22 protein-coding genes are annotated in these 25,352 nt (G+C 70.1%); 14 read left to right on the top strand and 8 right to left on the bottom strand.

The genetic code is table 11. From position 1 onward, the window contains the following. The first annotated feature begins 24 nt into the window (after positions 1 to 24). The 6 genes from BLT62_RS17425 to BLT62_RS17400 all read left to right on the top strand — a co-directional run bounded on the left by BLT62_RS17425 (position 25) and on the right by BLT62_RS17400 (position 7,155). Complete coding sequence (locus BLT62_RS17425) at positions 25 to 1,608, top strand: amidohydrolase (RefSeq protein ID WP_083365210.1); 1,584 nt, start codon at positions 25 to 27, stop codon at positions 1,606 to 1,608. A 65-nt stretch (positions 1,609 to 1,673) separates the two neighbouring features. Further along, positions 1,674 to 2,648, top strand: coding sequence for an ABC transporter substrate-binding protein (locus BLT62_RS17420; protein ID WP_156786417.1), 975 nt, complete (start codon positions 1,674 to 1,676; stop codon positions 2,646 to 2,648). Between the two features lie 8 nt (positions 2,649 to 2,656). Further along, the gene (locus tag BLT62_RS17415; protein ID WP_083365208.1) at positions 2,657 to 3,634 is read left to right on the top strand and encodes an amino acid ABC transporter permease; all 978 of its coding nucleotides are present in this window, start codon (positions 2,657 to 2,659) and stop codon (positions 3,632 to 3,634) included. Beyond that, positions 3,631 to 4,395: an amino acid ABC transporter ATP-binding protein gene (locus tag BLT62_RS17410; protein WP_083365207.1), complete on the top strand. Its 765-nt coding sequence runs from the start codon at positions 3,631 to 3,633 to the stop codon at positions 4,393 to 4,395. Before BLT62_RS17415 ends, BLT62_RS17410 begins: the two co-directional genes overlap by 4 nt. A gap of 5 nt (positions 4,396 to 4,400) precedes the next feature. After that, entirely contained in the window at positions 4,401 to 5,159 is a 759-nt protein-coding gene (gene cuyB, locus BLT62_RS17405) for a cysteate racemase (RefSeq protein WP_231919284.1), read from the top strand. Between the two features lie 31 nt (positions 5,160 to 5,190). After that, the gene (locus tag BLT62_RS17400; RefSeq protein ID WP_083365206.1) at positions 5,191 to 7,155 is read left to right on the top strand and encodes a thioredoxin domain-containing protein; all 1,965 of its coding nucleotides are present in this window, start codon (positions 5,191 to 5,193) and stop codon (positions 7,153 to 7,155) included. Here BLT62_RS17400 and BLT62_RS17395 read toward each other — a convergent pair. Then, on the bottom strand, positions 7,152 to 7,538 hold the full coding sequence (locus BLT62_RS17395; RefSeq protein WP_083365205.1) for a hypothetical protein: 387 nt from the start codon (positions 7,536 to 7,538) through the stop codon (positions 7,152 to 7,154). The genes BLT62_RS17400 and BLT62_RS17395 overlap by 4 nt on opposite strands. A 211-nt stretch (positions 7,539 to 7,749) precedes the next feature. Here BLT62_RS17395 and BLT62_RS17390 point away from each other — a divergent pair, with 211 nt between their 5' ends. From BLT62_RS17390 to BLT62_RS17360, 7 genes are all read left to right on the top strand, one after another. Further along, positions 7,750 to 8,247 (top strand): DUF3054 domain-containing protein, encoded by a 498-nt coding sequence (locus BLT62_RS17390; protein WP_083365204.1) that lies wholly within the window; start codon positions 7,750 to 7,752, stop codon positions 8,245 to 8,247. Positions 8,248 to 8,252: 5 nt separating this feature from the next. After that, positions 8,253 to 8,936, top strand: coding sequence for a nicotinamide riboside transporter PnuC (pnuC, locus tag BLT62_RS17385; protein WP_083365203.1), 684 nt, complete (start codon positions 8,253 to 8,255; stop codon positions 8,934 to 8,936). A 131-nt stretch (positions 8,937 to 9,067) separates the two neighbouring features. Continuing rightward, positions 9,068 to 9,442, top strand: coding sequence for an NIPSNAP family protein (locus BLT62_RS17380; protein WP_083365202.1), 375 nt, complete (start codon positions 9,068 to 9,070; stop codon positions 9,440 to 9,442). 95 nt (positions 9,443 to 9,537) lie between these two features. Further along, positions 9,538 to 10,881, top strand: coding sequence for an NAD(P)H-dependent oxidoreductase (locus BLT62_RS17375; protein ID WP_083365201.1), 1,344 nt, complete (start codon positions 9,538 to 9,540; stop codon positions 10,879 to 10,881). 47 nt (positions 10,882 to 10,928) lie between these two features. Then, complete coding sequence (locus BLT62_RS17370; protein ID WP_083365200.1) at positions 10,929 to 12,053, top strand: 2-keto-3-deoxygluconate permease; 1,125 nt, start codon at positions 10,929 to 10,931, stop codon at positions 12,051 to 12,053. 53 nt (positions 12,054 to 12,106) lie between these two features. Beyond that, complete coding sequence (locus BLT62_RS17365; RefSeq protein WP_083365199.1) at positions 12,107 to 12,889, top strand: HpcH/HpaI aldolase family protein; 783 nt, start codon at positions 12,107 to 12,109, stop codon at positions 12,887 to 12,889. Between the two features lie 147 nt (positions 12,890 to 13,036). Further along, a complete protein-coding gene (locus BLT62_RS17360; RefSeq protein ID WP_083365198.1) occupies positions 13,037 to 13,777 on the top strand; it encodes a FadR/GntR family transcriptional regulator in 741 nt (246 codons plus the stop codon). 81 nt (positions 13,778 to 13,858) lie between these two features. Here BLT62_RS17360 and BLT62_RS17355 read toward each other — a convergent pair whose 3' ends face one another. After that, on the bottom strand, positions 13,859 to 14,596 hold the full coding sequence (locus tag BLT62_RS17355; RefSeq protein WP_083365197.1) for an RNase H family protein: 738 nt from the start codon (positions 14,594 to 14,596) through the stop codon (positions 13,859 to 13,861). 197 nt (positions 14,597 to 14,793) lie between these two features. Between BLT62_RS17355 and BLT62_RS17350 the strand changes: the two genes are divergently transcribed. Then, a complete protein-coding gene (locus tag BLT62_RS17350; RefSeq protein ID WP_407937570.1) occupies positions 14,794 to 17,346 on the top strand; it encodes a DEAD/DEAH box helicase in 2,553 nt (850 codons plus the stop codon). Between the two features lie 102 nt (positions 17,347 to 17,448). Here the strand turns inward: BLT62_RS17350 and BLT62_RS17345 are convergent, their stop codons facing one another. The 6 genes from BLT62_RS17345 to BLT62_RS17320 all read right to left on the bottom strand — a co-directional run bounded on the left by BLT62_RS17345 (position 17,449) and on the right by BLT62_RS17320 (position 25,254). Next, positions 17,449 to 18,978, bottom strand: coding sequence for a helix-turn-helix domain-containing protein (locus BLT62_RS17345; RefSeq protein ID WP_083365195.1), 1,530 nt, complete (start codon positions 18,976 to 18,978; stop codon positions 17,449 to 17,451). Between the two features lie 243 nt (positions 18,979 to 19,221). Then, complete coding sequence (locus tag BLT62_RS17340) at positions 19,222 to 20,874, bottom strand: amidohydrolase (RefSeq protein WP_083365194.1); 1,653 nt, start codon at positions 20,872 to 20,874, stop codon at positions 19,222 to 19,224. A gap of 57 nt (positions 20,875 to 20,931) precedes the next feature. Then, entirely contained in the window at positions 20,932 to 21,840 is a 909-nt protein-coding gene (locus BLT62_RS17335) for an ABC transporter permease (RefSeq protein ID WP_083365193.1), read from the bottom strand. Further along, positions 21,837 to 22,742 (bottom strand): ABC transporter permease, encoded by a 906-nt coding sequence (locus BLT62_RS17330; RefSeq protein WP_083365192.1) that lies wholly within the window; start codon positions 22,740 to 22,742, stop codon positions 21,837 to 21,839. Before BLT62_RS17330 ends, BLT62_RS17335 begins: the two co-directional genes overlap by 4 nt. After that, positions 22,742 to 23,929 carry an extracellular solute-binding protein gene (locus tag BLT62_RS17325; RefSeq protein ID WP_083365191.1) on the bottom strand — a complete coding sequence of 396 codons (1,188 nt, stop codon included), beginning with the start codon at positions 23,927 to 23,929 and terminating at the stop codon, positions 22,742 to 22,744. The genes BLT62_RS17330 and BLT62_RS17325 overlap by 1 nt, the downstream gene beginning before the upstream one ends. Next, positions 23,926 to 25,254 carry an ABC transporter ATP-binding protein gene (locus tag BLT62_RS17320; RefSeq protein ID WP_231919283.1) on the bottom strand — a complete coding sequence of 443 codons (1,329 nt, stop codon included), beginning with the start codon at positions 25,252 to 25,254 and terminating at the stop codon, positions 23,926 to 23,928. Before BLT62_RS17320 ends, BLT62_RS17325 begins: the two co-directional genes overlap by 4 nt. Between the last annotated feature and the right edge of the window lie 98 nt (positions 25,255 to 25,352).

Raw genomic sequence — 25,352 nt, 5'->3', positions numbered from 1 at the left:
CCCTCGCACTCGCAAGGAAAACTGATGGTTTCTACGCTCTTCCGCCACCCCCGGATCCACACCATGGTGGGGGATTCTGCGCCCACCGATGCGATCTTCGTCGTCGACGGGGTCATCGCCGCCACGGGGGAGGAGGCCGTCACCCTCGCCGAGGCGCAGGCGGATGTGGAGAGTGTGGACCTGGACGGCGCGGCCGTCATCCCGGGTTTCATCGACGCCCACATCCACACCGGTGCCATCGCCCGCGAGCTCGATGCGCTCAACCTGCGCGGCTGCACGAGTCTCGCCGAGGCCTTGGAGCGGGTGAGCCGCTACGTCGCCACGCGCGAGCCCGGCACGTTCATCGTCGGCGGGCGCTGGGACTCCAACGCCTGGGACGTGCCCGTTCAGCCCGACCGCGCCGCTTTGGACGCGGTGAGCAACGGCTGCCTGATCGCCCTGCCCAGCGTCGACGGCCACACCATGTGGGCGAACTCCCTCGCCCTCGAGGCGGTGGGCTACACCCGTGACACCCCCGACCCGGTCGGCGGTGAGATCGTGCGCGACGCAGACGGCGAGCCGACCGGGATCCTGCGCGAGTCCGCCCGCTACCCACTCCGCGATCTGCAGAACGACGTCTCCGCCGCGGAGCTGCTGCCCCAGCTGAAGCGCGCACAGGCGCACCTGCTCTCGCTCGGGCTCACCGGCGTGCACGACATCGATGCCGAGGACGTGCGCGAGGCCTACCTGCAGATGCAGGCCGACGGCGACCTGCACATGCGCGTGCACAAGATGATCCCGCTGGAGCACCTCGACGCCGCCATTGCAGAGGGCCGCTACACCGGCCAGGGCGACGAGTGGTTCACCACCGGCCCCGTCAAGATCTTCTCGGACGGCGCGCTCGGTTCGCACACCTCGCACATGGGAGAGGACTTCGCCGGGCAGGAGGGCAACCACGGCGTGGAGATCGTCGCCTACCCCGAGCTCGTCGCGCTCGCCCAGAAGGCGGCCTCCGCCGGGATCGCTGTGGCGACCCACGCCATCGGGGACGAGGCCAACCACCTGGTTCTGAACGCCTACGAGGAGATTCGGGCCACCTCCGCGGAGCGCGGCCTGCGCAACCGGATCGAGCACGCCCAGCACATCCGGCACGCCGACATCCCGCGCTTCGCCGCGCTCGGCGTGCTGCCGTCACTGCAGCCGACCCACTGCACCTCCGACATCCCCATCGCGGACGCGCTGCTGGCCGGCCGCGAGCTCGGCAACTACGCCTGGCGTTCGCTGACGGAGTCCTCGGCGCAGCTCGTCTTCGGCTCGGACGCCCCGATCGAAGACCCGACGCCGATGCACGGTATCCACGCGGCGGTCACCCGCCAGAGCGAGTCCGGCGAGCCGGCCTGCGGCTGGGAGCCGGAGGAGCGTCTCACCGTGGCCGAGGCCATCTCCGCCTACACCTACGGCGGCGCCTACGCGGCGGGGCAGGAGCACACGGTCGGGCGGCTCGCCCCCGGCCAGTTCGCCGACTTCATCGTGCTCGACGCCGACCCCTTCGCCGCCGAGCCGGAGGCGCTGCGCGGCATCACCGTCCTCAGCACCGTGGTCGGCGGCGCCGTGCGCTTCCAGCGCTAGCCCCCGAGTCCCCAGTCACACACACAGCCCGGAGCAATCCGGAACAAGAAATGAGGAGTCACACTATGCGTATCCCCATCACCCCCGCCCGCGGCGCACTCGCGCTCCTGCTCGGCGCGGTTCTGCTCGGCACGACAGCGTGTGGCGCGCAGAGCCTCGCGGGGTCCGACTCCGCTGCCGGCGCCGGCGGCGCAGAGGGAGCCAGCGACGTCGTCCTCATCTCGGCCCCCGCCGAGGACCTCGCGGCCAGCGTCATCGAGGGCATCGAGCCCGACAGCTCCCTCACCGTTCCCGAGTCGCTGCGCGCCGGCGGCATCAAGCTCAGCACCTCCGTCGGATACCCGCCGATGGAGATGTGGGGCGCGGACGGCAAGGTCATCGTCGGACTCGACCCGTCGCTGGGGCGCGGCATCGCCCGCACGCTCGGCGTCGACCTCGTGATCACCGACCAGGAATTCAACGCCCAGATCCCGGGCGTGCTCACCGGCCGCTTCGACATGATCATGTCGTCGATGACCGACAACGAGGCCCGCCGCGAGACGATGTCGTTCGTTGACTACGTCAGCGCAGGCAACGCATTCCTCGTGCAGACGGGCAACCCGAGCGGCATCGCCGTTCCCACCGACCTGTGCGGCCAGATTGTCTCCGTCGTCGACAACGGCTCCTCGGCCGACCTCGCCGCCGAATTCGACGCGCAGTGCACCACCGACGGCAATGGCGCCATCGAGATCCTCAAGTTCGAGGGCGACTCCGAGGCGATCCTCGCGGTCAAGAGCGGCCGTGCCGCCGCGACGATCGGTGACTACCCCGTCGCCGTGCACCGCGCGGCAGAGGCAGACTCCGGGCTGGAAGCCATCGCCATCTCCGGCGGCGAGAGCCCCTGGGGAATCGCGATCGACAAGAAGAACACCGAGCTCGTCGACCTGATCCAGAAGGCACTCCAGTCCATGATCGATTCCGGCTCCTATGCCGCGATCCTCGATGCGTGGGGCGTGCCGCAGATGGCCGTGGACTCCGCGGTCGTCAACGACGGCCAGTAGGAGCACGGATGACTGCATCACACCGGCGTACCGCACCGATCCTCGGCGCGGACGGCTCGGAGACCCCCATCACCCCGCGGTGGCACATTGGTCGCTGGCTCGTCGGCACCCTCGCGGTGCTGGTCGTGGTCTGGCTGGCGACCGCGATCATCTTCAACGAGAACATCCGCTGGAACCGGGTCTTCGACTACCTGTTCTCCCCGCGCATTCTCGACGGAGTCGTTGTCACGATCTGGATGAGCATCCTGGCCACGGTGATCGGGCTCAGCCTGGGAGTCGTTCTCGCGGTGATGAAGCTCGCCAAGAACCCCGTGCTGCAGTGGATCGCTGCCGGGTACATCTGGTTCTTCCGCGGTACGCCGGTGCTGGTGCAGCTCATCTTTTGGTACAACCTCGCGTTCCTCTTCCCGTATCTCACATTGCAGGTGCCGTTCACCCAGATCGGCGTGCAGTGGGACACGAACCAGGTGATGACCAGCTTCATGGCGGCGCTGCTCGGTCTCGGTCTGAACCTCGCGGCCTACTTCGCCGAGACGGTGCGTGCCGGCATCCAGGCCGTCGACCGCGGCCAGACCGAGGCCGCCCTCGCCGGCGGCATGACGCACATGCAGACCATGCGCATCATCGTGCTGCCGCAGGCGTTGCGCATCATCATCCCGCCGACGGGCAACGAGTTCATCTCGATGCTCAAGACGACGTCGCTCGTCGTCGTGGTCGCCGGCAGCGACCTGATGACCAACGCGAGCCAGATCTACAAGCAGAACAACCTCATCATCGAGCTGCTGATCGTGGCGAGCCTCTGGTACATGCTGCTCACCGCCGTTGCGACGTTCTTCCAATCCAAGCTGGAGCGCCGCTTCGGATCCGACGCCGTGCGCCTCGTGCGCGGGCCCGGCTTCGTGCAGAAGTTCTTGCGGAACGGCCAGCAGGCGCAGACCGCGACAGAGAGCATTGCCACCATCTCAGAGAAGGCGACGACCCGATGACCGATCCACTCGTCAGGGCGATCGCCGTGACCAAAAGCTTCGGCCACAACAAGGTGCTCAACGGCGTCGACTTCGAGGTGCGCCCCGGTGAGGTCAGCTGCATCATCGGCCCATCCGGATCGGGCAAGTCCACCTTCCTGCGTTGCATCAACGCGCTGGAGACCGTCGACGGCGGAGGGCTCGAGGTTGCGGGCGCCCAGGTGGGCTACACCCTGGAGGGCGAGAGCTATCGCCCCTGGCGCGACCGCGACTTCGCCAAGTTCCGCGCCGGAATCGGCATGGTCTTCCAGCGCTTCAACCTCTACGCGCACCTCGACGCGGCCGAGAACGTGGCCACCAGCCTGATCAACGTCGCGCGGATGGACAAGGCCGCCGCCCGTCGGCGTGCCATGGAGGAGCTGGACCGCGTCGGCCTCGCCGACCACGCCACCAAGCGCCCGCACCAGCTCTCCGGCGGGCAGCAGCAGCGCGTGGCCATTGCACGGGCGCTCGCGATGGACCCCACGCTGATGCTGTTCGACGAGCCGACCAGCGCGCTCGACCCCGAACTGGTCGAAGAGGTGCTCGAGTCGATGAAGGCACTCGCGCTCGGCGGCATGACCATGGTCGTCGTCACGCACGAGATCGGGTTCGCCCGCGAGGTGGGAGACACGCTGAGCTTCTTCGACGCGGGAACGATCATCGAATCCGGCCCGCCGGCCAGCGTGCTCTCCGACGCCTCCTCCCCGCGCACCCGCGCGTTCCTCGACAAGGTCCTCTGAGCCTCGTGGCCACGCGCACGCGGGATGCCGGCCAGGGTGCCGGCATCCCGCTCGCCGCCGACCCTGGCCGCATCGTCGGCATCCTGGGCGGAATGGGCCCGGCGGCGACGGCCGACTTCTACGCGAAGCTCGTGCGGGCCACGCCGGCCCGCACCGACCAGGAGCACCTGCGCACGCTGATCTGGTCGGACCCGACGATCCCCGATCGCACGGGAGCCCTCCTGCACGGCGGCGTCGACCCCACCCCGCTGCTGCTGGCCGGGGCCCTGCTGTTGCGCGCGGGCGGGGCGGCGGTCATCGCGGTGCCCTGCAACACCGCGCACGCCTTCATCCCGCGCATCGCCGGCGAGGTCGGGATCCCGTTCGTGCACATGATCGAGGAGACGGTGCTCGGCATTCGCGCGCGGCACCCGCACGCCCGGCGCATCGGGCTACTCTCCACCACCGGCACGCAGGCGAGCCTGCTCTACGACGAGGCGCTGCGCCGGCACGGCTTCGTGCCGCTGGCACCCACGCCCGAGACGCAGGAAGCCCGCGTGATGGCGGGCATCACGCGGGTGAAGGCCGGCATCGTCGACGCCCAGACGCGCGCGTTGATCGCCGGGGCGGCGGACGAGCTGGTGGACGCGGGCGCTGAGCTGGTGATCGCCGGATGCACGGAGCTGCCGATCGCCCTCGAGGGTGCCCGGCTCCGCGCCCCGGTCGTCGACCCCACGCAGGCGCTCGCCGAGGCGGTCGTGCGCGTCATCCAACGCGAGCCGTGACCTGATCGCGGGCGCGGTCTACGCTGTGAGCATGGCGAATCGACTGGCCGACGCGATCAGCCCGTACCTGCGCTCCCACGCCGATAACCCCGTCGACTGGTGGCCGTGGGGCGCCGACGCCTTCGCCGAGGCCGCCCGCCGCGACGTGCCCGTGCTGGTCTCGATCGGCTACTCCAGCTGCCACTGGTGCCACGTCATGGCCAGGGAGAGCTTCAGCGACCCGGCCACCGCGGAGCTCATCAACGCGCGCTTCGTCGCCATCAAGGTCGACCGGGAGGAGCACCCGGACGTCGACGCCAGCTACATGGCCGCGGCCGGGGCGTTCACCCGCAACCTGGGCTGGCCGCTCACCGTCTTCGCCACCCCGGGCGGCCACCCGTTCTACGCGGGGAGCTACTTCCCTCCCGTCGCCGCGAACGGGCTGCCCGGCTTCGCCGAGCTGCTGCACGCGGTGTCGGAGGCGTGGGCCGTCCGCCGGGACGCCGTCGAGGAGACCGGCGCGGCCGTGGCGGCGGCACTGGCCGAGGCGGGGGCGGGGTCGGCCGCCGCGCCGACCGGCCAGATCCCCGACGAGCCAGAGCTGGCGGAGGCGGTCGCGCGGCTGGCCGCGCTGGAGGACCCCGTCTACGGCGGCTTCGGCACGCCGCCTCAGTTCTCCGGCCCGAAGTTCCCCGTCGCCCCCGCACTCGGCTTTCTGGTGGAGCGCGCCGACGGCGCAGCGCTCGGCGCCCGCACGCTCAAACTGATGGGCGCCTCCCCGCTGCGCGACCCCGTCGAGGGCGGTTTCTTCCGCTACTCGACCCGCCGCGACTGGGGCGATCCGCACTACGAGCGGATGCTCTACGACAACGCGCTGTTGCTGGATGCCGCGGTGCGCGCCGGCCAGAACGACCCGGGCGCCCGGTGGGCGCAGACCCTGAGCGAGGCGCTGGCCGGGTTCCTGCTCGGCGTGCTGCGGCTGCCCGGCGGGGCCTTCGCGAGCGCGCAAGACTCCGAGAGCACGCTCGACGGGCGGCGCAGCGAGGGCGGGTACTACGCGCTGGAGGAGGAGGACCGCGCGGAGGTGGATCCGCCCGCCCTGGACCAGAAGGTGCTGAGCGGCTGGAACGGGCTGGCCATCGGGGCGCTCGCGCGCGCCGGTGCCGCACGGCAGCGGCCCGAGTGGGTCGACGGCGCCCGCGCCGCCGCCGAGGCACTGCTCCGGCTGCACCTGCGCCCCGCGACCGAGGGTGATCCGCGGCGGCTGGCGCGGGCCTCGCTCGGGGAGCGAGTCTCGGACGCGCCGGCCACTCTTGAGGACTACGGGATGCTGGCCGGAGGCCTGCTCGCCCTGGCCGGCGCCAGCGGGGAGGCCCGCTACGCCGTCATCGCGCGCGACCTCGTCGACGCCTGCCTGGACGCGGCCCGGGGGAGCAGTCTCCCGTTCGCGGTGCCGGGCGGCGCGGAGGACGTGCTCGCCGCGCAGGGCATGGCGCTGGAGCTCGACGCCTCGGAGGGGGCCTACCCGTCGGGGCTCAGCGCCCTGGCATCGGCCGCATTCGAGCTCTCGCTGCTCAGCGGCGACCGGCGGTACCGGGAGGCTGCCGAGGCCGCGGTTGCCCTCGTCGGGCCCACGGCGGCGGAGAACCCGCTCGGCTACGGCGGGCTGCTCGCACTGGCGGAGCGGCTCCGGCGCCCGGTCGTGCAACTGGTCAGTGTGGTTACAGGCGATGCCCCTGTGGGCAGCGCGCCGGACGGGGCCGCGGCGGCGCTGCTCGCCGAGGCGCGGCGGCACGCGGCATCCGTCTCGGTGCAGATCGCGCTCGGTGAGGAACAGGCGGAAGCCTTCGCCGCGGCCGGCTTCGAGCTCTTCGCGGGTCGCCGAACCCAGGGCGGTCGGGCGACGAGCTACCTCTGCGAGCGGTTCGTCTGCCGCCTGCCCGTGACGGATGCCGGCGAGCTCACCGCGCTGCTGGCAGCGGCACCCGGCGCGGAGGGCGCGCGCCCCCTGCCCTAGCCGGCGCGGCCCAGCTGCCGGGGCGCCCGGCCGAGCAGCCGCCACACGGCGCCGCTCAGAGCGGGGTACTCGAGCGCGATCGCCCGGAGCATCCCGAACTCGAACTCCTCGGCCGCCCCCGGCCGGGCGGCCGGGTGGTAGGCGCGGGCCCGCTCCGCGGCCAGCTCCGGCAGCGTGCAGCGCTCGCGCCGCAGGTCGAGCACAACCTGCTCGTCGAGGGTCGGCAGCGTGGGCAGGAAGTGCAACGGCTCCTCGCCGAGGGCGCTGTGCAGCTCGATGTCGCGGGCGATCTCGGCCATGGCCAGTTGGCGGAGCGCGTGCAGACCGGGCGACTCCGGCTCCGCCGCCACTTCGTGTTCGATCCCCGACCCCTGCTTGCCCATGAGCACCCCTCCCGTGCACGCCCGCGGCGACTGCGGCCCCCGCGGTGCGTTGCTTCTGAGCTGAGCGTATGCCCTTCGGATGTCCGGCAGATGACGAACCGGGTGCGGCCCGGTTTCACGGGCGACCGGTGCGCCACACGGCGTAACGCATGCCCTCCCGGCCGCGTCCGTCCGCCCGCGGCATCCGCCCACCACGAAATACACTGGAGGCATGTCTGAAACCCGTGCCGCGCGACCCAAGGTGCTTCCCGACCTGCTGATCGACCTGATCTTGGTGTTCGCCTTCGTGCTGATCGGGCGCCGCAGCCACGATGAGACCTTCGACCTCGCCGGCACCTGGCAGACGGCCTGGCCGTTCTTCGCCGCCCTGCTGCTCGGCTGGCTCCTCACCCGGGCCTGGCGCTCGCCGGATCGGGTCTGGCCGACGGGCATCCTGATCTGGCTGGTCACCGTGGCCGGCGGAATGGCGCTGCGCGCGCTCTCCGGGCAGGGCACCGACATCGCCTTCGTCATCGTCGCGACGCTCACGCTCGGCGCGTTCCTCGTCGGCTGGCGCTTGCTCGGCGTCTGGGTCGAGCGGATCCTGCAGAAGCGTCGGGACGCGAAGGTTGCCGCCGAGGAGGCCGCCGTCGTCAACGCGGCCGCCCAGGCCCAGGCGAAGGCCGCCCTGACCCGGCGGGACCCCAACCACCGCACCCCCGGGCTCTAAATCGCATGAACGTGCTCGAATGGCTTTTTGACGCCCAGCTCGTCATCGGCGACCAGACCATCCTCTGGCGCGAGGTGATCGGCAACGGCTTCGGAATCGCGAGTGCGATCGGCGGAATGCGCCGCAAGATCTGGGCCTGGCCGGTGGGCATCGTCGGCAACGCGCTCCTGTTCACCGTGTTCCTCGGCGCCGTCTTCGGCACGCCGAACCCCGTGAACCTGCTCGGCCAGGCCAGTCGGCAGATCATGTTCATCGCCGTCTCTGTCTACGGCTGGGTGCGCTGGTCGCAGACCCGCCGCCGCGTCGACGTTGCAACCGGCATGAGCGTGGCCGTGCAGCCGCGCTGGGCCGGGGCGCGCATCCGGGTGGCGCTCGTCGTGGCGATGGTGGCCGGGACGGCGATCCTCACGCCGATCTTCACGGCGCTGGGCTCCTTCGAGCCGGTCTGGGCCGATGCCTGGATCTTCGTCGGCTCGCTGCTGGCGACCTGGGGCATGGCCAAGGGCTGGACCGAGTTCTGGTTGATCTGGGTGGCCGTCGACATTGTCGGCGTCCCGCTGCTGCTGAGCGCCGGCTATTACGCCTCGGCGATCCTGTTCATCTTCTACGGCGCCTTCACGCTCTGGGGATTCTTCACCTGGGTGAAGGTGCAGCGCCGCGAGACGCCGGCGGTTCCCGCGGCCGGCTGAGCCCGCACGCGCGGACGCGGCCGCGGGGCGGCATCCGTTCTCGCACAATTGGTCGACCGGTTGACCAATTGTGCTTTCTCTTGGTACGCTCACACAGGTTCTTGCAACGACGCATACAGGAGGCCGAGCGCATGCTCATCGAACAACGCACATACGACATCAACCCGGGCACCCCCATGGCCGATTTCCTGCGGGAGTACTCCACCCGGGGTCTGCCGGCACAGAAGCGGATCCTCGGCGGCTTCCTCGGCTACTTCGTCACGGAGTTCGGCACCCAGAACCAGGTCAACCACTTCTGGGCGTTCGCCGACCTCGAGGAGCGTCGTCGGCGCCGCGCGGAACTCGCCGCTGACCCGGAGTGGCAGGACTGCATCGGCGTCGTGCGGCCGATGATCATCCGCTGGGACAACAAGATCATGTACCCCACCGAGTTCTCGCCGATCCGCTCGCTGCCCGTTGCGACCGACGAGCCGCTGACCGCATTCACCTTCGGCGCCGAAAGCTAGACGGCCGCGCGCCACCGGCCACTGCGCTTCTCGCCACAGCACCATCGGCCCCGTCACCGACGACCGGGCCGCCACCCTCACCTTTTAGGATCCCCATGAATCTCCACTCTCTCCTCGCCCGCCGTGCCGAGGCCTCCGGCCCGATCCGCGTCGGCGTGATCGGCGCGGGCAAGTTCGCGTCGATGTACTTCACGCAGATCGTCAACCAGCCCGAGATCCACCTCGTCGCCGTCGCCGAGCTCGACCCGCAGCGCGCCTTCGCCGCCCTTGAGCGCACGGGCTGGGCTCGGGAGCGCTACGACGAGATCAGCATCGAGGAGGCCGTGAAGCAGGGCCGCACCGCCGTGGTCGACTCCGCCACCCTGCTGGACTCGCCGCACGTCGAGATCGTGCTGGAGATCACGGGGCACCCGATCGCCGGCGTGAACCACGCCCTGGCCGCCATCGACAGCGGCAAGCACATCATCATGGTCAACGTCGAGGCCGACTCGCTGGTCGGCCCCATCCTCAAGGAGCGCGCCGACAAGGCGGGCGTCGTCTACTCGATGGCGTACGGCGACCAGCCCGCGCTGATCTGCGAGATGGTCGACTGGTGCCGCACCGTCGGATACGACGTCATCTCGGCCGGCAAGGGAACCAAGTACCTGCCCGAGTACCGCTACTCGACCCCCGACACCGTCTGGGACTACTACGGATTCACCGACGAGCAGCTCGCCGGCGGCGACTTCAACCCGAAGATGTTCAACTCCTTCCTCGACGGCACGAAGTCGGCGATTGAGATGGCGGCCGTCGCCAACGCGACGGGCCTCACCCCTCCCACCGGCGGCCTGCTCTTCCCGCCGGTCGACGTCGACGACCTCTCCGCGCGCATGATCCCGCGCTCCGCCGGCGGCCTGCTCGCCCAGCCGGGCATGGTCGAGGTCATCTCCAGCCTCGACCGCGACGGCAGCGAGATCGCCCGCGACCTGCGCTGGGGCGTCTTCGTCACCTTCGAGGCCCGCACCGACTACGCCCGCGACTGCTTCGCCGAGTACGGCGTGCGCACCGACCCCTCCGGCCGCTACGGCTCGCTCTACCGCCCGTACCACATGATCGGAATGGAGCTCAATGTCTCGGTGGCCTCGGCCGTGCTGCGCAACGAGGCGACCGGCGCCCCGAACAGCTTCAGCGGCGACGTCGTCAGCGTGGCCAAGCGCGACCTCGCCCCGGGCGAGACCTTGGACGGCGAGGGCGGCTTCTGCGTGACCGGCACCCTCGAACCGGCCGCGACCTCCCTAGCCGTCGGCGCGCTGCCGATGGGACTGGCCAGCGGCGTGAAGGTGACACGCGCCGTCGCCCAGGGGCAGACGGTCACCTGGGCGGATGTCGAGGCGCCCGCCCCCAGCGCCGCACTCGAGCTGCGCCGCGAACTTGAACGGCGCCACGCCACGACGGCCTGACCCGACCACCACCACGCGACATCCGCGCCTTCAAAGGAGAAAGCGATATGAGCACGACACGTGCGCCCAAAACCGGGCTCCAACAGTATGTGGCGACCCTCGGGTCGTGGATCGGGAAGATCCCGGGAGCGATCATGATCCTCCCGCTCTTCCTCGGCGCCACGATCAACACCCTGTGGCCGCAGGCCCTGGACCTCGGCAGTTTCACCTCGGCGCTGTTCCGCGACGGCACCGGGGCTCTGCTCGGCCTGTTCTTCTTCTGCATGGGGGCGCAGATCAACTTCCGGGCCACGGGTGTCACCGTCGAGAAGGGCGTCGCGATCCTCATCGGCAAGGTGGGCATCGGCGTCATCATCGGGCTGGGGGTGGCCTTCCTGATTCCGGGCGGCACGTTGTTCGGGCTCGTGCCGCTGGCCATCATCGCGGCGATGACGAACTCGAACTCGGCGCTGTTCGTCGCGCTGACCAAGCAGTTCGGCAACAAGAGCGACCGGGGCGCCGTCTCGGTGATCGCGCTCAATGACGGGCCGTTCTTCACCCTGATCGCCCTCGGCGCCGCCGGCCTGGCCGCCTTCCCGCTCGAGATGCTGGCCGGGCTGCTCACGCCGCTGTTCCTCGGCTTCGCGGTCGGCAATCTGAGCGCCAAGGCCCGTGTGTTCCTCGCCCCGGGCGAGACGCTGCTGATCCCGTTCCTCGGATTCGTCGTCGGCCGCGGCATCGACTTCACGACCCTCGGTGAGGCCGGCGCACAGGGCATCCTGCTCGGCCTGCTCACGGTCGTGCTGTCGGGCCCGGCGGCCATGGGCTGCCTCTGGCTGGCACATGTGCTGCGCCGGCGCCCGAAGCGCGCCAGGAACCTCATCTCCGGCGCGGCCGAGGCGACGACTGCCGGCAACGCAGTCGCCACGCCAGCCGCGGTGGCGCTGATCGACCCGAGCTTCGAGGCCATCCAGTCGATCGCGACGGCGCAGGTCGCCGCGGCCACGATCACCACCGCGATCCTGATCCCGTTCGTCGTCATGTTCGTCTCCCGCTGGCAGCTGAGCCGTGGCGTCTCGCCGCAGGCTGAGGACGAATGGAACTTCGGTGCCGTCGACGGGGACGTCGAGACGGCATCCGCCACCCCCGGCGGCGAACACGACCGGCTCGCGGAAACCACGCGCGCCCACTGATCTCGCGGGACAGCCCGCCTCCTGAACCACCCACCACATGAAGGACAAATCACATGATGAACGAAGCGCTGCGCGCAAAACTGGCGAACAAGGAGACCGCGTACGGCCTCTGGGTGACCTCGGAAGCGCCCGCCGTGACCGAAGTCGCCGCGCTGCTGGATCTGGACTGGATCTGCATCGACATGGAGCACGGCTACCTCGACTACAAGGCCATCGCCGGGCACCTCTCGGCCGCCGCCGGGTCGAAGCTCTCTGTCTTCGTCCGCCCGCCGTCGCAGGACCTGGAGCCGATCAAGCGCGCGCTCGACCTCGGCGCGCACGGCATCATCCTGCCGCTCGTTGACACGGTGGACGAGATCAACGCCGCCTACCAGCACTTCTACTACCCGCCGCTCGGCCGTCGCGGCATTGGCGGGGAGCGCAACGTGAAGTGGGGCCTCGACCTGGAGAACTACGTCACCCAGGCGAACAAGGAGCTGATGTTCGTCCCGATGATCGAGACGATCACCTCCTACGAGAACCTCGACCAGATCCTCGCCGTCCCCGGCATCGAGACGGTCTTCCTCGGGCCGGGCGACATGTCTGCGAGCCTCGGCTACGTCGGCGAGTGGGAGGGCCCCGGCGTCGCCGACATCAACCTCGACATCCTCGCCCGCGCCACCGCGCACGGCATCTCCTCCGGGATCGTCGCCAGGAACACCGACGAGGCGATCGTGCGCCGGGACCAGGGATTTGGCATGGTCTCGCTCGGCTCCGACATCGGTCTGATCATCCGCCAGGTGCGCATGATGGCCGAGCAGCTCGGCAAGAACACCATCGGCCACCGCTGGTTCTGATCCCGTCGTGCGCGCACCGCGACCCCCCTTGCGGCGGTGCGCGCACGGTGTTCGCCACGAGCGGCGGTGGCAGCAGCCGCCGCCGCTCGCGGGCGGCACGATCGCGGTAGTGTTGACCGAAATCCGCAATCGCAGAGGAGCTGACCGGTGCCCGCCGCCTCCACCACTGACACCGGCAAGAGCTGGGACTTCGCAACGATCGAAGACCCCCGCACTGCCTCGACCAGCACGATCGTCACCGCGCTGGTCAACGGAATCTCCAACTCGCGCCTCGCCCCCGGCGAGAAGCTGCCGCCGGAGCGACTGCTCGCCGAGATGCTCGGCGTCGGGCGCTCCGCGCTCCGCGAGGCACTCAAGAGCCTCGACCTGCTCGGGCTCATCGAGATGCGCCAGGGTGACGGCACCTACCTCGCCTCCTCCTCGTCCAGCCTGCTCACCGAGGCGGTCGGCTGGGGGCTGTTCCTCGACTCCGCCGACGCGAAGCAACTGATCGACGCCCGCTACTTCGTCGAGGGGGCGCTCGCCCGGCTGGCGGCCGAACGCGCCGACGAGGCCGAGCTGGCCACCATCTGGAGCTGCGTGGCGCTCATGGAGCGGGCGGAGACCCCGGCCGTGTTCGCGGCCGCCGACTCCCGCTTCCACTTCGCCGTCGCTGCCGCCGCGCGCAACGGCGTGCTGAGCTCCGTGCTCGAGCGCGCCAAGGCACTGCTTGCCGAGTGGATCCTCAAGGTCGTCGCCGACCTCGAGGACCGCGAGTCGATCATCGAGCAGCACCGCCTGATCGCCGAGCGCATCGCCGCCCGCGACGCCGATGGCGCCGAGAGCATGATGCGCGCACACATCGGCGAGGTCACCCGCCGCCTGCTGCAGGAGATTGCAAAGGCCTGAGCCGGCTCAAGTCACTCGGCTCAGGCCGCTCCGTGCGGGTCAGGCTGCTCTGCTCAGGTCGCTCTGTGCGGGTCAGGCTGCTCAGATCAGGCTGCGCAGGAACTCCTCCGGGCTGACCCCGTGGTCGCGGGCGCGGCCGAGCAGGCGCGCGTGCTCGTCGACGCTGAGCGTCAGGGTGAGCTCGCGCCACTCGGTGCCCTCTGGCGAGAGCCCGTCGTCGATGTCGCCGAGCTCGTCGAAGCTGAACAGGTCCGGCTGGGTGGCGACCGGGGCGGATGCCTCCGGCGCCGGGCTCGCCTGAGCGCTCGCCGCGGGCGCACTCGTCGTGGGCGCCGCAGCCCGGGCTGGTGCTCCGTCGCGGGTCCAGCCGGGACCGGTCGGCACGGGGGAGCGGTTCTGGAACGCCTCCGACGCGGCGCGCGCCCGGGCGTCGGCCGCCTCGTTCATCGGGTGGTTGGCGTGCCCCTTGACCCACTCGAAGCGGTAGCGGCGGCCGGCCAGGGCCTCGTCGATCTCCTTGAGGATCTCGACGTTCATCACGGGCTTGCCGTCGGCCTTGCGCCAGCCCTTCTTCTTCCAGCCCGGCATCCACTTGGTGACCGAGTTGATCACGTACTGGCTGTCGCAGAGCACGTGCAGGTCTTCGTCGAGGTGCGCGGTGGCGCGGAACAGCTCGAGCACCGCGGTGAGCTCGCCCTGGTTGTTGGTGGCGTGCGGCCAGCCGCCGGCCGCCCAGCAGTCGTCGTCGACGTACCAGGCCCAGCCGGCGGGGCCCGGGTTTCCAAGCGCTGAACCGTCGGCCGAGGCGATAATCGTCATGGGGACAGTCTTTCACTGCTCAGTGCGGATACCGGTCTCGATACGCTCGTCCCTCGCTACTCGGCCTGCGAGTTGTGCCCGATACCCCGCTGGTCGACCAGCGAGTTGTGCCCGATACCCCGCTGGGCGAGTAGGCCCGCCAGGGCCGTATCGAGACCGAGGCGCCGCCTAGACTTGAGGGCATGACGATCGAGACGATCCCACTGCTCGATCGACTGCCGCGTGCGGCATCCGGGGGCCCCGACGCAGACACGTACGACATCGACGCGCTCGAGCCCGACGCCGTCTTCGACGTGTTCGAGGACTGGGTGCGGGACCGCGGCCTGACGCTGTACCCGGCACAGGAAGAGGCGCTGCTCGAGATCGTCTCCGGCTCGAATCTGATCCTCAGCACGCCCACCGGAACCGGCAAGTCGCTCGTCGCCGTCGGTGCCCACTTCGCTGCGCTCGCCGCGGGCAAGCGCAGCTTTTACACGGCGCCGATCAAGGCGCTCGTCAGCGAGAAGTTCTTCGCGCTGGTCGAGATCTTCGGCGCGGCCAACGTCGGCATGATGACGGGCGACTCCGCGGTCAACCCGGACGCCCCGATCATCTGCTGCACCGCCGAGATCCTCGCCAACCAGGCGCTGCGCCACGGTGAGGACACCGAGGTCGACCAGGTCGTCATGGACGAGTTCCACTTCTACGCCGACCCCGACCGCGGCTGGGCCTGGCAGGTGCCGCTGCTCATGCTGCCGCGCGTGCAGTTCGTGCTGATGTCGGCCACTCTCGGCGACACCCGCGCCATCGCCGACGACCTGAGCGCCCGCACCGGCCGGGAGACGGCCGAGGTCACCGGCGTCGAGCGCCCGGTGCCGCTGCACTTCTACTACGAGACAACGCCGATCCACGAGACCGTCGAGGAGCTGCTCACGACCGGGCAATCACCGATCTACGTCGTGCACTTCTCGCAGGCCGCCGCCCTGGAACGGGCACAGTCGCTCTCCAGCGCCAAGATCGCCAGCCGCGAGCAGCGCGAGCAGATCGCCGAGCTCATCGCCGAGTTCCGCTTCACGACGAGCTTCGGCAAGACGCTCTCCCGGCTGCTGCGGGCCGGCATCGGCGTGCACCACGCCGGCATGCTGCCGAAGTACCGCCGCCTCGTCGAGACCCTGGCCCAGCGCGGCATGCTGCGCGTCATCTGCGGCACCGACACCCTCGGCGTCGGCATCAACGTGCCGATTCGCACCGTGCTGCTCACCGCGCTCACCAAGTACGACGGGCAGCGGATGCGGCACCTGACCGCGCGCGAGTTCCATCAGATCGCCGGCCGCGCCGGCCGGGCCGGCTTCGACACCGCCGGCACCGTCGTCGCCCAGGCGCCGGAGCACGAGAGCGAGAACATCAAGGCGATCGAGAAGGCCGGCGACGACCCGAAGAAGCGTCGCAAGATCATCCGCAAGAAGGCGCCGGACGGCTTCGTCTCGTGGGGCGAGCCCTCCTTCCGCAAGCTCATCGACGCCGAGCCGGAGCCGCTCAGCTCGCGCATGCAGATCACCAGCGCCATGATGATCAACGTCATCGGGCGCGGCGGCGACGTCTACCAGCACCTGCACGACCTCGTCTTCGACAACCACGAGCCGTGGCGCAACCAGCTGGTGCTGGCCCGCCGGGCCCTTGGTATCTACCGCACGCTGCGCCAGGCCGGCATCGTCGAGCAGTGGCAGCTGGAGTCCGGTGAGATCCAGATCCGCCTCACCGTCGACCTGCCGCCGAACTTCGCGCTCAACCAGCCGCTGTCGCCGTTCGCGCTCGCCGCGTTCGAGCTGCTCGACCCGGACTCGCCCTCCTTCGCCCTCGACATCCTCTCGATCCTCGAGGCGACCCTCGACGACCCGCGCCCGGTGATCAGCCAGCAGCAGTTCGTCGCCCGCGGCGAGGCCGTCGCCGCGATGAAGTCGGAGGGCATCGAGTACGACGAGCGGATGGAGCTGCTCGAGCAGGTGACGCACCCCAAGCCGCTCGGCGAGCTGCTCGAGGCCGCGTTCGACACGTACAAGTTGGCCCAGCCGTGGATCGCCGACTTCGAGCTGTCGCCCAAGTCGGTCGTGCGCGACATGTACGAGCGGGCGATGTCGTTCGGGGAGTTCATCGCCTTCTACAAGCTGGCCCGCTCGGAGGGCGTCGTGCTGCGCTACCTCAGCGACGCGTACCGGGCCGCCCGGCAGACGATTCCCGACGAGTTCAAGAACGAGGACCTGCATGACCTGATCGAGTGGCTCGGTGAGCTCGTGCGGCAGGTGGACTCCAGCCTGATCGACGAGTGGAACGAGATGGTGCACCCGGATGCCGCCGCGCACGCCGCGCACGAGCACGAGGTGGTGCCGCCCGCGCCGAAGCGGCTCACCAGCAACACGCGGGCGTTCCGCGTGCTGGTGCGCAACGAGCTGTTCCGCCGCGTGCAACTGGCGGCCCGCGACGACGCGGTGGCGCTCGGCGAGCTGGACGGCGAGCACGGCTTCGGCGAGACAGAGTGGGGCGAGGCGCTCGACGCCTACTACGACGAGCACGACGAGATCCTGACCGGGGCGGATGCCCGGGGCGCGGCCCTGCTGCTGATTGAGGAGTCGGCCACCAGCTGGAAGGTGCGCCAGATCCTGGACGACCCGGAGGGCAACCACGACTGGGGCATCACCGCCGAGGTCGACCTGGCGGCATCCGACGAGGCGGGAGAAGCCGTCGTGCGCGTGACCGGCCTGAGCCGGCTCTAGCCACCCACCACCCCCCCTTGGGAGGCCGAAGGAAGATTGGGAGGCGGGAACGGGGGCCGGCCGGCCTCCCGATCTGCCGTTCGCCTCCCAACCGGCCGAGAGCTAGCGGGGCGCGTGCGCCTCGAGGAACTGGAACACCTCGGTCTGGTCAACGCCGGGGTAGCTGCCCGTCGGCAGCGCGGCGAGCAGGCTCGTCGGCGTGCGTGCGGCCGGCCAGGACTGCTCGGCCCAGCGCTCGGCGAGATCGGACGGCGCCCGGCGGCAGCACGACTCGTCTGGGCAACGGGAGACGGCGCGGTGTGTGCTCTCCCGGCCGCGGAACCACTTGACGTGTGCGAACGGCACCCCGACGCTCACCGAGTACTCGCCCTCCTTGGCCTTCTCGATGCGGGAGGTGCACCAGAACGTTCCGCTCGGGGTGTCGGTGTACTGGTACCAGGGGCTGAAGCGATCCTCGACGTCGAACACGGTGCGCGCCGTCCAACTGCGGCAGACGATCGTGCCCTCGACGGCGCCGAGCGCGTCGCTCGGGAAGCGCACCGCGTCGTTCTCGTACGCCTTGATGATGGTGCCGGACTCGTGCACCTTCATGAAGTGCACCGGGATGTCCAGGCGCGCGGTGGCGAGGTTGGTGAAGCGGTGCGCGGCCGTCTCGTAGGAGACGGCGAAGGCGTCGCGCAGCTCCTCCATCGAGATGCGGCGCAGGTTCTTGGCCTCGCTGAGGAAGCGCACCGTCGCCTGCTCCGGCAGCAGGATCGCCGCGGTCAGGTAGTTCGTCTCGACGCGCTGCTGTAGAAAGTCGGCGTAATTTCGCGGCTCCTCGTGGCCGAGCACATGACTGGCGAGGGCCTGCAGGATCGGGGAGCGAGAGTCCCGAGACGCCGACTGCTCTGTCGGCAGGTACACCCTGCCGTTCCGCTTGTCTGTGACGGAGCGGGTCGAGTGCGGCAGATCACCGACGTAGTGCAGCGAGTAGCCGAGGTGGCTGGCCATGTCGGCGACCATCTGCTGGGAGACCGGCCCCCCGGTGTGCCCGACGGCGTTGAGCAGAGCACCGGCCGCACTCTCCAGCTCGGCGAAGTAGTTGTCGCGGGCGCGCATCGTGGCCCGGAGCTCGGCGTTGGCCCGGCGGGCCTCCTCCGGGGTGGCCGCGCGCTCGCGGTGCAGCCGGTCGATCTCGTTGTGCAGGGTCAGGATCGTCTGCAGGGTCTGGTCGCTGTGCCCTTTGCCCACGCGGAACGACGGCAGCCCGAGCGCCCCGAAGACGGGCCCGCGCTGGGCGCGCTCGACGGCGATCTCCAGCGCGGCGCGCGGGCTCGGCGCCTCGGAGCGGAGCAGTTCGTCCACGCTGGTGTCGAGTGCCTGCGCGATGGTGCGGAGCATGGAGAGGCGCGGCTCCCGCTTGCCGTTCTCGAGGGTGGAGACCTGGCTGGGTGCGCGGTCGATGGCGGCGGCCAGCTGCTCGAGCGTCATGCCGATGGCGGTGCGGCGCTGGCGGATGCGGCGGCCGAGCGTGAGGGCGTCGACGTCGGTGTCGGCAACCGGCGTCGCGACGCCCGCCACATCGACGCCGCGCTCTGGCGCTCCCGGCGTCGGACGGGTCGGGTCGGCGGTGCGATCGGCGGTGATCATGAACCGATGCTGTCACGCCCCACCGGAACGCACAAACAGAACAAACACGAAACTTCTGTTTCGAGTCCGGGTCGCTGTTGGCTTCGGTCGCTGGCGCTCCCTCGAGCCAACGGGAGTGTGCACGTCGGCTCGAGGGGGCCGCGCCGCGAGGAACGAGCAGCGCAGCGCCCGAAGCCGGGGAGCCGACGGCGGTGTGCCCGTCGGCTCGACGGGGCGCGCCCGTGCGCCAGCGGGGAGCAGGGGCTAGACGCCGAAGACGCGCTCGCCCTCGATGAAGGTCTGCTCGACCGTGGTGAGGCCGATCTCCTCCTGGGGCCCGGCGAACGGGTCGCGGCTGAGCACGGCGAGGTCGGCGAACTTGCCCACCTCGATCGTGCCGGTGATGTCGTCCAAGTGGTTCACCCAGGCCGAGCCGGCCGTGTACGCGGTGAGCGAGCTGGCCAGGTCGATCGCCTGCTCCGGCAGGAACGGCTCGTAGTCGCCCTCCTCATAGCCGGGCGCCGCCTGGCGGTTCACGGCCGTGTGGATGGCCGCGAGCGGGTTCGGCGTGGACACCGACCAGTCGCTGCCGGCGGCCAGCACGGCGCCGGAGCGGAGCAGGTCGCCGAAGGGGTACTGCCAGGCGGAGCGGGTCGGCCCGAGGAACGGCAGCGTGAGGTCGACCATCTGCGGCTCCAGCGTCGCCCAGAACGACTGCATGTTGGCGGCGACGCCGAGCTCGCGGAACCGCGGCACATCCTCGGGGTGCACGACCTGCAGGTGCGCGATGTGGTGGCGGTTGTCGTTGCGTCCGTTCCGCGCGACGGCGACGGCGACTGCGTCCAGGCACTCCCGCACGGCGCGGTCGCCGATGGCGTGGAAGTGCATCTGGAAGCCGAGCTCGTCGAGCAGCGGGACGGCCTCGTTCAAGATCTCGGGCGGCACGAAGCTGATGCCCGAGTTGTCGCTCGGGTGCCCGTGCCCGTCGGAGTACGGCTCGAGCATCGACGCGGTGAAGTTCTCGGCGACGCCGTCCTGCATCACCTTGACACTGGTCGCGGCGAAGCGGCCAGAGTGCACCTCGGCCCGCCGCGCCACCAACTCCTCGATCTGCTCCAGGCCGCGGCTGCGATCCCACCAGAGCGCCCCGACAACGCGCCCGGTCAGCTCGCCGGAGCGGGCCGCCGCGAGGTAGCTCGGGGCCGGGTCGTCGGCATCGCCGTAGCTGCCGACAATGGCATCCTGCCAGGCCGTCACCCCGTGCGAGTGCAAGTAGGCCTGCCCGGTGAGCAGCGCCTCGCGCATGCCGGCGGCGCCCACCTTCGGCAGCAGCCGGTTCACCAGGTTCATCGCGCCCTCGTGCAGTGTGCCGGACGGCGTGCCGTCGGCGAGCCGCTCGATGCGGCCGTCGGCCGGGTCCGGGGTGTCGCGGTCGATGCCGGCCAGCTGCAGGGCGCGCGAGCTGACCCAGGCGCCGTGGCCGTCGCGGTTGGTCAGGAAGGCGGGCCGGTCGCCGACGATGTCGTCCAAGTCGGATGCCAGGGGAGTGCCGCCCGGGAACACCGACATGCTCCAGCCGCCGCCCAGGATCCACTCGGTGTCTGGGTTGTCGCGGGCGTGCTCGGCGATGAGCGAGCGGTACTCGGTGCGCGTGTTGACGTCGGCCAGGTTGCAGCGCATGAGGTCGAGCCCGCCCCAGACCGGGTGCACGTGCGCGTCCTGGAAACCGGGCACGAGCAGGCGGCCGGCCAGGTTCACCAGCTCGGTGTGCGGGCCGATCAGCTCGCGCACCTCCTCATGCCCAACGGCGATGATGCGCCCGCCGCGGACCGCGACGGCGCTCGCCGTGGCGCGCACGGTATTGGCGGTGAAGACCGTGCCGCCGGAGAAGACGAGGTCGGCGTCGGTACTGGTCATTGCTGCTCCTTCGGGCTGGCAGTGGTGGTGCGGAGCTTGTCCTGGGTTCGAGTGTTCCTAGCTTCCCGCCATGGTGCGGGCGATCTGCGTGGCGGAGTCGCCGGCACGCCGCAGCACGACGGCCACCATGGCGAGGGCGAAGAGGGTGAGCAGCAGCATGATCGTCGACACGGCGGCGATCTCGGGCCGGAGCCCGCTGCGCAGAGCGCTCAGCACGTAGACCGGCCACGGCGTCGTTCCGGACACCTGCACGAAGGCCGCGACGATGGTGTTGTCGAGGCTGAGCGTGAACGAGAGCAGGCCGCCGGCGAGCACGGCGGGCAGCGCGAGCGGCAGGGTGACCCGCCAGAAGGTGCGCAGCGGCGGAGCGTACAGGTCAGCGGATGCCTCCTCGAGCTGTGCGTCCAGGCCGACGAGCCTGGCCCGCACGATGTACGCGACGATCGCCGTGGAGAACAGGGAGTGGCCGATGACGAGGCGCACAATGCCGTCGCTGAAGATGCCGAGGCCGAGGTCCTGGCCGAGGAAGACGAGCCAGGGCAGCAGCGCGACGGCATCCACGATCTCCGGGGTGACCGAGACGAGCAGCAGCAGCCCGATGAACCAGAACACCCACTTGCCGGGGCGCCGGGCCATGGCGATGCCGGCCAGCGTGCCGAGCGCGGTCGCGAGCAGCGCGGCGACGGCGCCCGTGCGGATCGACACCAGGACGGCATCCCGGATCGCCGGCTTCGTGACGATCGCGGCGAACGAGTCGAAGCCGAAGTGATCCCAGGAGACGAGCAGCCGGCCCACGTTGAACGAGTAGGCGATGATCACGATGATCGGCGCGAACAAGAACAGGAAGACCGCGATGCTCCAGACGGTGAGGCCGATGTCGGCGGCCGAGCGCCGGGTGCGGAACCGGCTCCGCGAGCGGGACCCCTCGGCGACCGCGATGGCGCGGGTGGCATGCAACTCGGTCATGATGCGTCTCCCAACACCAGGCGTCGACGGGAACGGGCCGGCCAGGTCAGCAGCCAGAGCAGCAGCGCCCCGGCGGCGACGGTGAGCGCGATCACCAGGATCAGCAGCACGGCCATCGCTGAGCCGAGCGCCCAGTTCTGCGCTGTCTGGAACTGGCTGGCCACCAACTGGCCGATCATGTTGCCCTTCGCGCCGCCGAGCACCGTCGCGGTGATGTAGTCACCCATCAACGGGATGAAGACGAGCAGCACGCCGGCGATGATGCCGGGCTGGGCCAGTGGCACGGTGACCTGGGTGAAGGTGCGGATGCGGTTCGCGCCCAGGTCCTTGCTGGCCTCGCGGAGGGAGCCGCCCACCCGGTCGAAGGCGACGAAGAGGGGCAGGATCATCAGCGGCAGATAGTTGTAGACGACGCCGATGAGCACGGCGGTGCGGGTGTAGAGCAGCTCAAGCGGCCCCTCCTGCAGGCCGACGGCCTGCAGCAGCGTCGACAGCCAGCCCTCGGGCGCGAGGATCACCTGCCAGCCGATCGTGCGCACCAGGAAGTTGGTCCAGAACGGCACCATGACGAGCGCCAGCAGCAGCCCGCGCCGGTTCATCGGCGCCTTCACCGCCATCCAGTACGCCACGGGCCCGCCGATCACCAGGCAGAGCGCCGTGCCGGCCAGCCCCACCCAGAGCGTGTTGACGAAGGTGGCGAAGAACGTGGGCGAGAGCGCCTCGATGTAGCGGTCGAACGAGAGCACGTCGTTGGCGTGCGTGCCGAAGATGCCCGGCTTGTAGCCGAAGCTGAACCAGAGCACCATGCCGACGGGCGCGACGAAGAAGAAGAGCAGCCAGGCCCAGGCCGGGAATGCCAGGAGCGGCGCCGGCAGCCGGCGCGGGGCGGAGGGGCTTGCCATCAAGCGCCCGCTGCGGCCTTGGTGTTGTTCCAGATGTCGACGATGCGCTGCTGGGCCTCGGTGACCTTGCCGGTGTGCATCGTGGCGATCTGCTCGGGGGAGAAGAAGACCAGGTCGAGCATCTCGATGCCGGCATCCTCAGCCGCCGCCTGGATGTCGAGCGCGCCGGTGTGGTAGCCGATGTAGTCCAGCTCGGCGAGTGAGTTCTCCGGGGTGAGCACGAAGTTGATGAAGGCGTGCGCGGCCTCCGGGTGCGGCGCGCCGGCGGCGATCGCCCAGTTGTCCATCCAGAGCTCGGTGTCGGGGGCTCCGAGCACCCACTGCCAGCGCTCCGGGTCGGGGCTCTCCTGAATTCCGATGCGGGCGTCGCCGTTCCAGACCTGCATGAGGGCGTGCGTCGCCTGCGGGATCGCGGCGCCGCCGGGGTAGGAGTCGAAGGCGGTGACGTGCGGGGCGAGCTCGTTGACGAGGAAGTTCTCGCAGGCGTCGAGCTCGGCGGGGTCGGTCGTCATCCAGTCGATGCCGTTGGACCAGAAGTAGATGCCGGCCAGCGGGGCCGGGTCGTCCAGCAGCGAGGTCTTGCCGCTGGCCTCGTTCTGGGCGGCGTCAATGAAGTCGTCCCAGCTGGTGAGCTCGCGCGTGATGACGGTCTTGTCGTAGACGAAGCCGGTCGTTCCCCAGGCCTTGCAGATGGTGTACACGTTGCCGGAATCCCAGTCCTGGCCGAGGAAGGCCGGGTCCATGTACTGGATGTTCGGGATGAGGTCGCGGTTGAGCTTGGTGAGCAGGCCGTTCTCGATCATCTGCGGGATGAACGGGCCGGTCGGCACGATGATGTCGTAGCCGCTGGTGCCCTTGGCCGCGACGAGCTTGGAGATCATCTCCTCGTTGGAGGCGAAGGAGTCCAGGGTGATGGCCGGGCCGAGCGTCGACGTGAACTCCTCGAGCACGCTCGGGGCGTCGTAGTCGCCCCAGGTGTAGATGGAGAGCTTGTCCTCGAGCGGGCCGCCGGAGGCCTGGGCGCTGCTGCCCGCGTTGCTGCCCGGGCTGCTGCACGCGGCCAGGAACAGGGTGCCGCCCGCGGCGGCGGCGAAGCTGAGGAAGCGCCGGCGGCTGAGCTCGCGGGCGATGATCGGGGCCGCGGATGAGCTGGCGAGAATGCGCAGGGGGGAACGTTCAGCGGTCATGAGTGGTCCTCCAAGGGGGTTGCCGGTGCAGGGGTTGCCGGTGCAGGGGTTGCCAGTACGGGGGAAAGAGTCGGCGGCTCGACGTGCGCAGTGTCTGGCAGCTCGTCGGCGGCGAAGAGGATGACGGAGTCCGGGCTCCAGGAGCACCAGACGTCGTCGCCGATGGCGAGCCGCGGCGCCTCGGGGGTGGGCCGGCGGGCGAGCAGGCTCTGCGTCGCGGTGCCGGTGCCGCCGAGCTGCACGAGGTACTGCATCGTCTCGCCGAGGTGGGAGACGCCGATGAGCGTGCCGGCGACCCGGTTGGAGCCGTCTGCTCCGCCCACGCCCTCGCCGGTGGATGCGGCATGCGCGCCGCCCGAGCGGGCGTTGATCTGCACGAACTCGGGGCGCACGGCCGCCTGCGCGGCGGCACCGACCCGGAGCCGGGGCGTGCCGGAGGCGATTCTCGCCGCCCGCAGCAGGCCGTGTGCGCTCTGCAGCATGGTGGCGCCCGGCTCGTCGCCGACGATGGTGCCGGTGAGGAAGTTCTGCTGGCCGACGAAGCCGGCGACGTAGGCCGTGGCCGGTGCGGCGTAGATGGTGTCGGCGTCGGCGAGCTGCTCGATGTGCCCGTCGCGCATGATCGCGATCCGGTCGCTCATCGAGAGCGCCTCACCCTGGTCGTGCGTGACGAAGACGAAGGTGATGCCGAGGCGGGACTGCAGCAGCTTGAGCTCCAGCTGCATCTCCTCGCGCAGCTGCCGGTCGAGCGCGCCGAGCGGCTCGTCGAGCAGCAGCACGGCCGGCCGGTTGACGAGGGCGCGGGCCAGCGCGACGCGCTGCTGCTGGCCGCCAGAGAGCTGCGTCGGCTTGCGGTCGGCGAAGCGGCGCATCTGCACCATGTCGAGGGCCTCGGCCACCCGCTCGCGGATCTCGGCCTTCGGGGTGCGCTTCTGCTGCAACCCGTAGGCGACGTTCTCGGCGATGCTCATGTGCGGGAACAGCGCGTACGCCTGGAAGACCGTGTTGACGTTGCGGCGGTACGGCGGCTCGCCGAGCACGCTCTGGCCCGAGATGAGGATGTCGCCGGCATCCGGGTGCTCGAAGCCGGCGATCATGCGCAGCGTCGTGGTCTTGCCGCAGCCGGAGGGCCCGAGCAGCGAGATGAACTCGCCGGCCGCGATGTCGAGGCTCAGATCGTTGACTGCTGCCGTGTCGCCGTAGTACTTGCTGATGCCCCTCAGCTCGATGGCCCCGGTGCGGCTCTGCGCGCGTGACGCACTCGCATTTGCATGGTCGTCGAGAACGGTCACCGGCACCTCCATAGCTGCAGTCGTAGAGGTCATTCAATCGTTGAAAGTGGTTTTGCACAATGCATTCCGTTGCGAGAGGGCCAGATTTTTGCTGAGACCGTCGAAATCGGGCCGTTCAGCCGTCGAAAGCG

The sequence above is a fragment of the Microterricola viridarii genome (assembly GCF_900104895.1).
Lineage (GTDB): Bacteria > Actinomycetota > Actinomycetes > Actinomycetales > Microbacteriaceae > Microterricola > Microterricola viridarii.
This window is presented reverse-complemented; position numbering and strand designations above follow the sequence as displayed.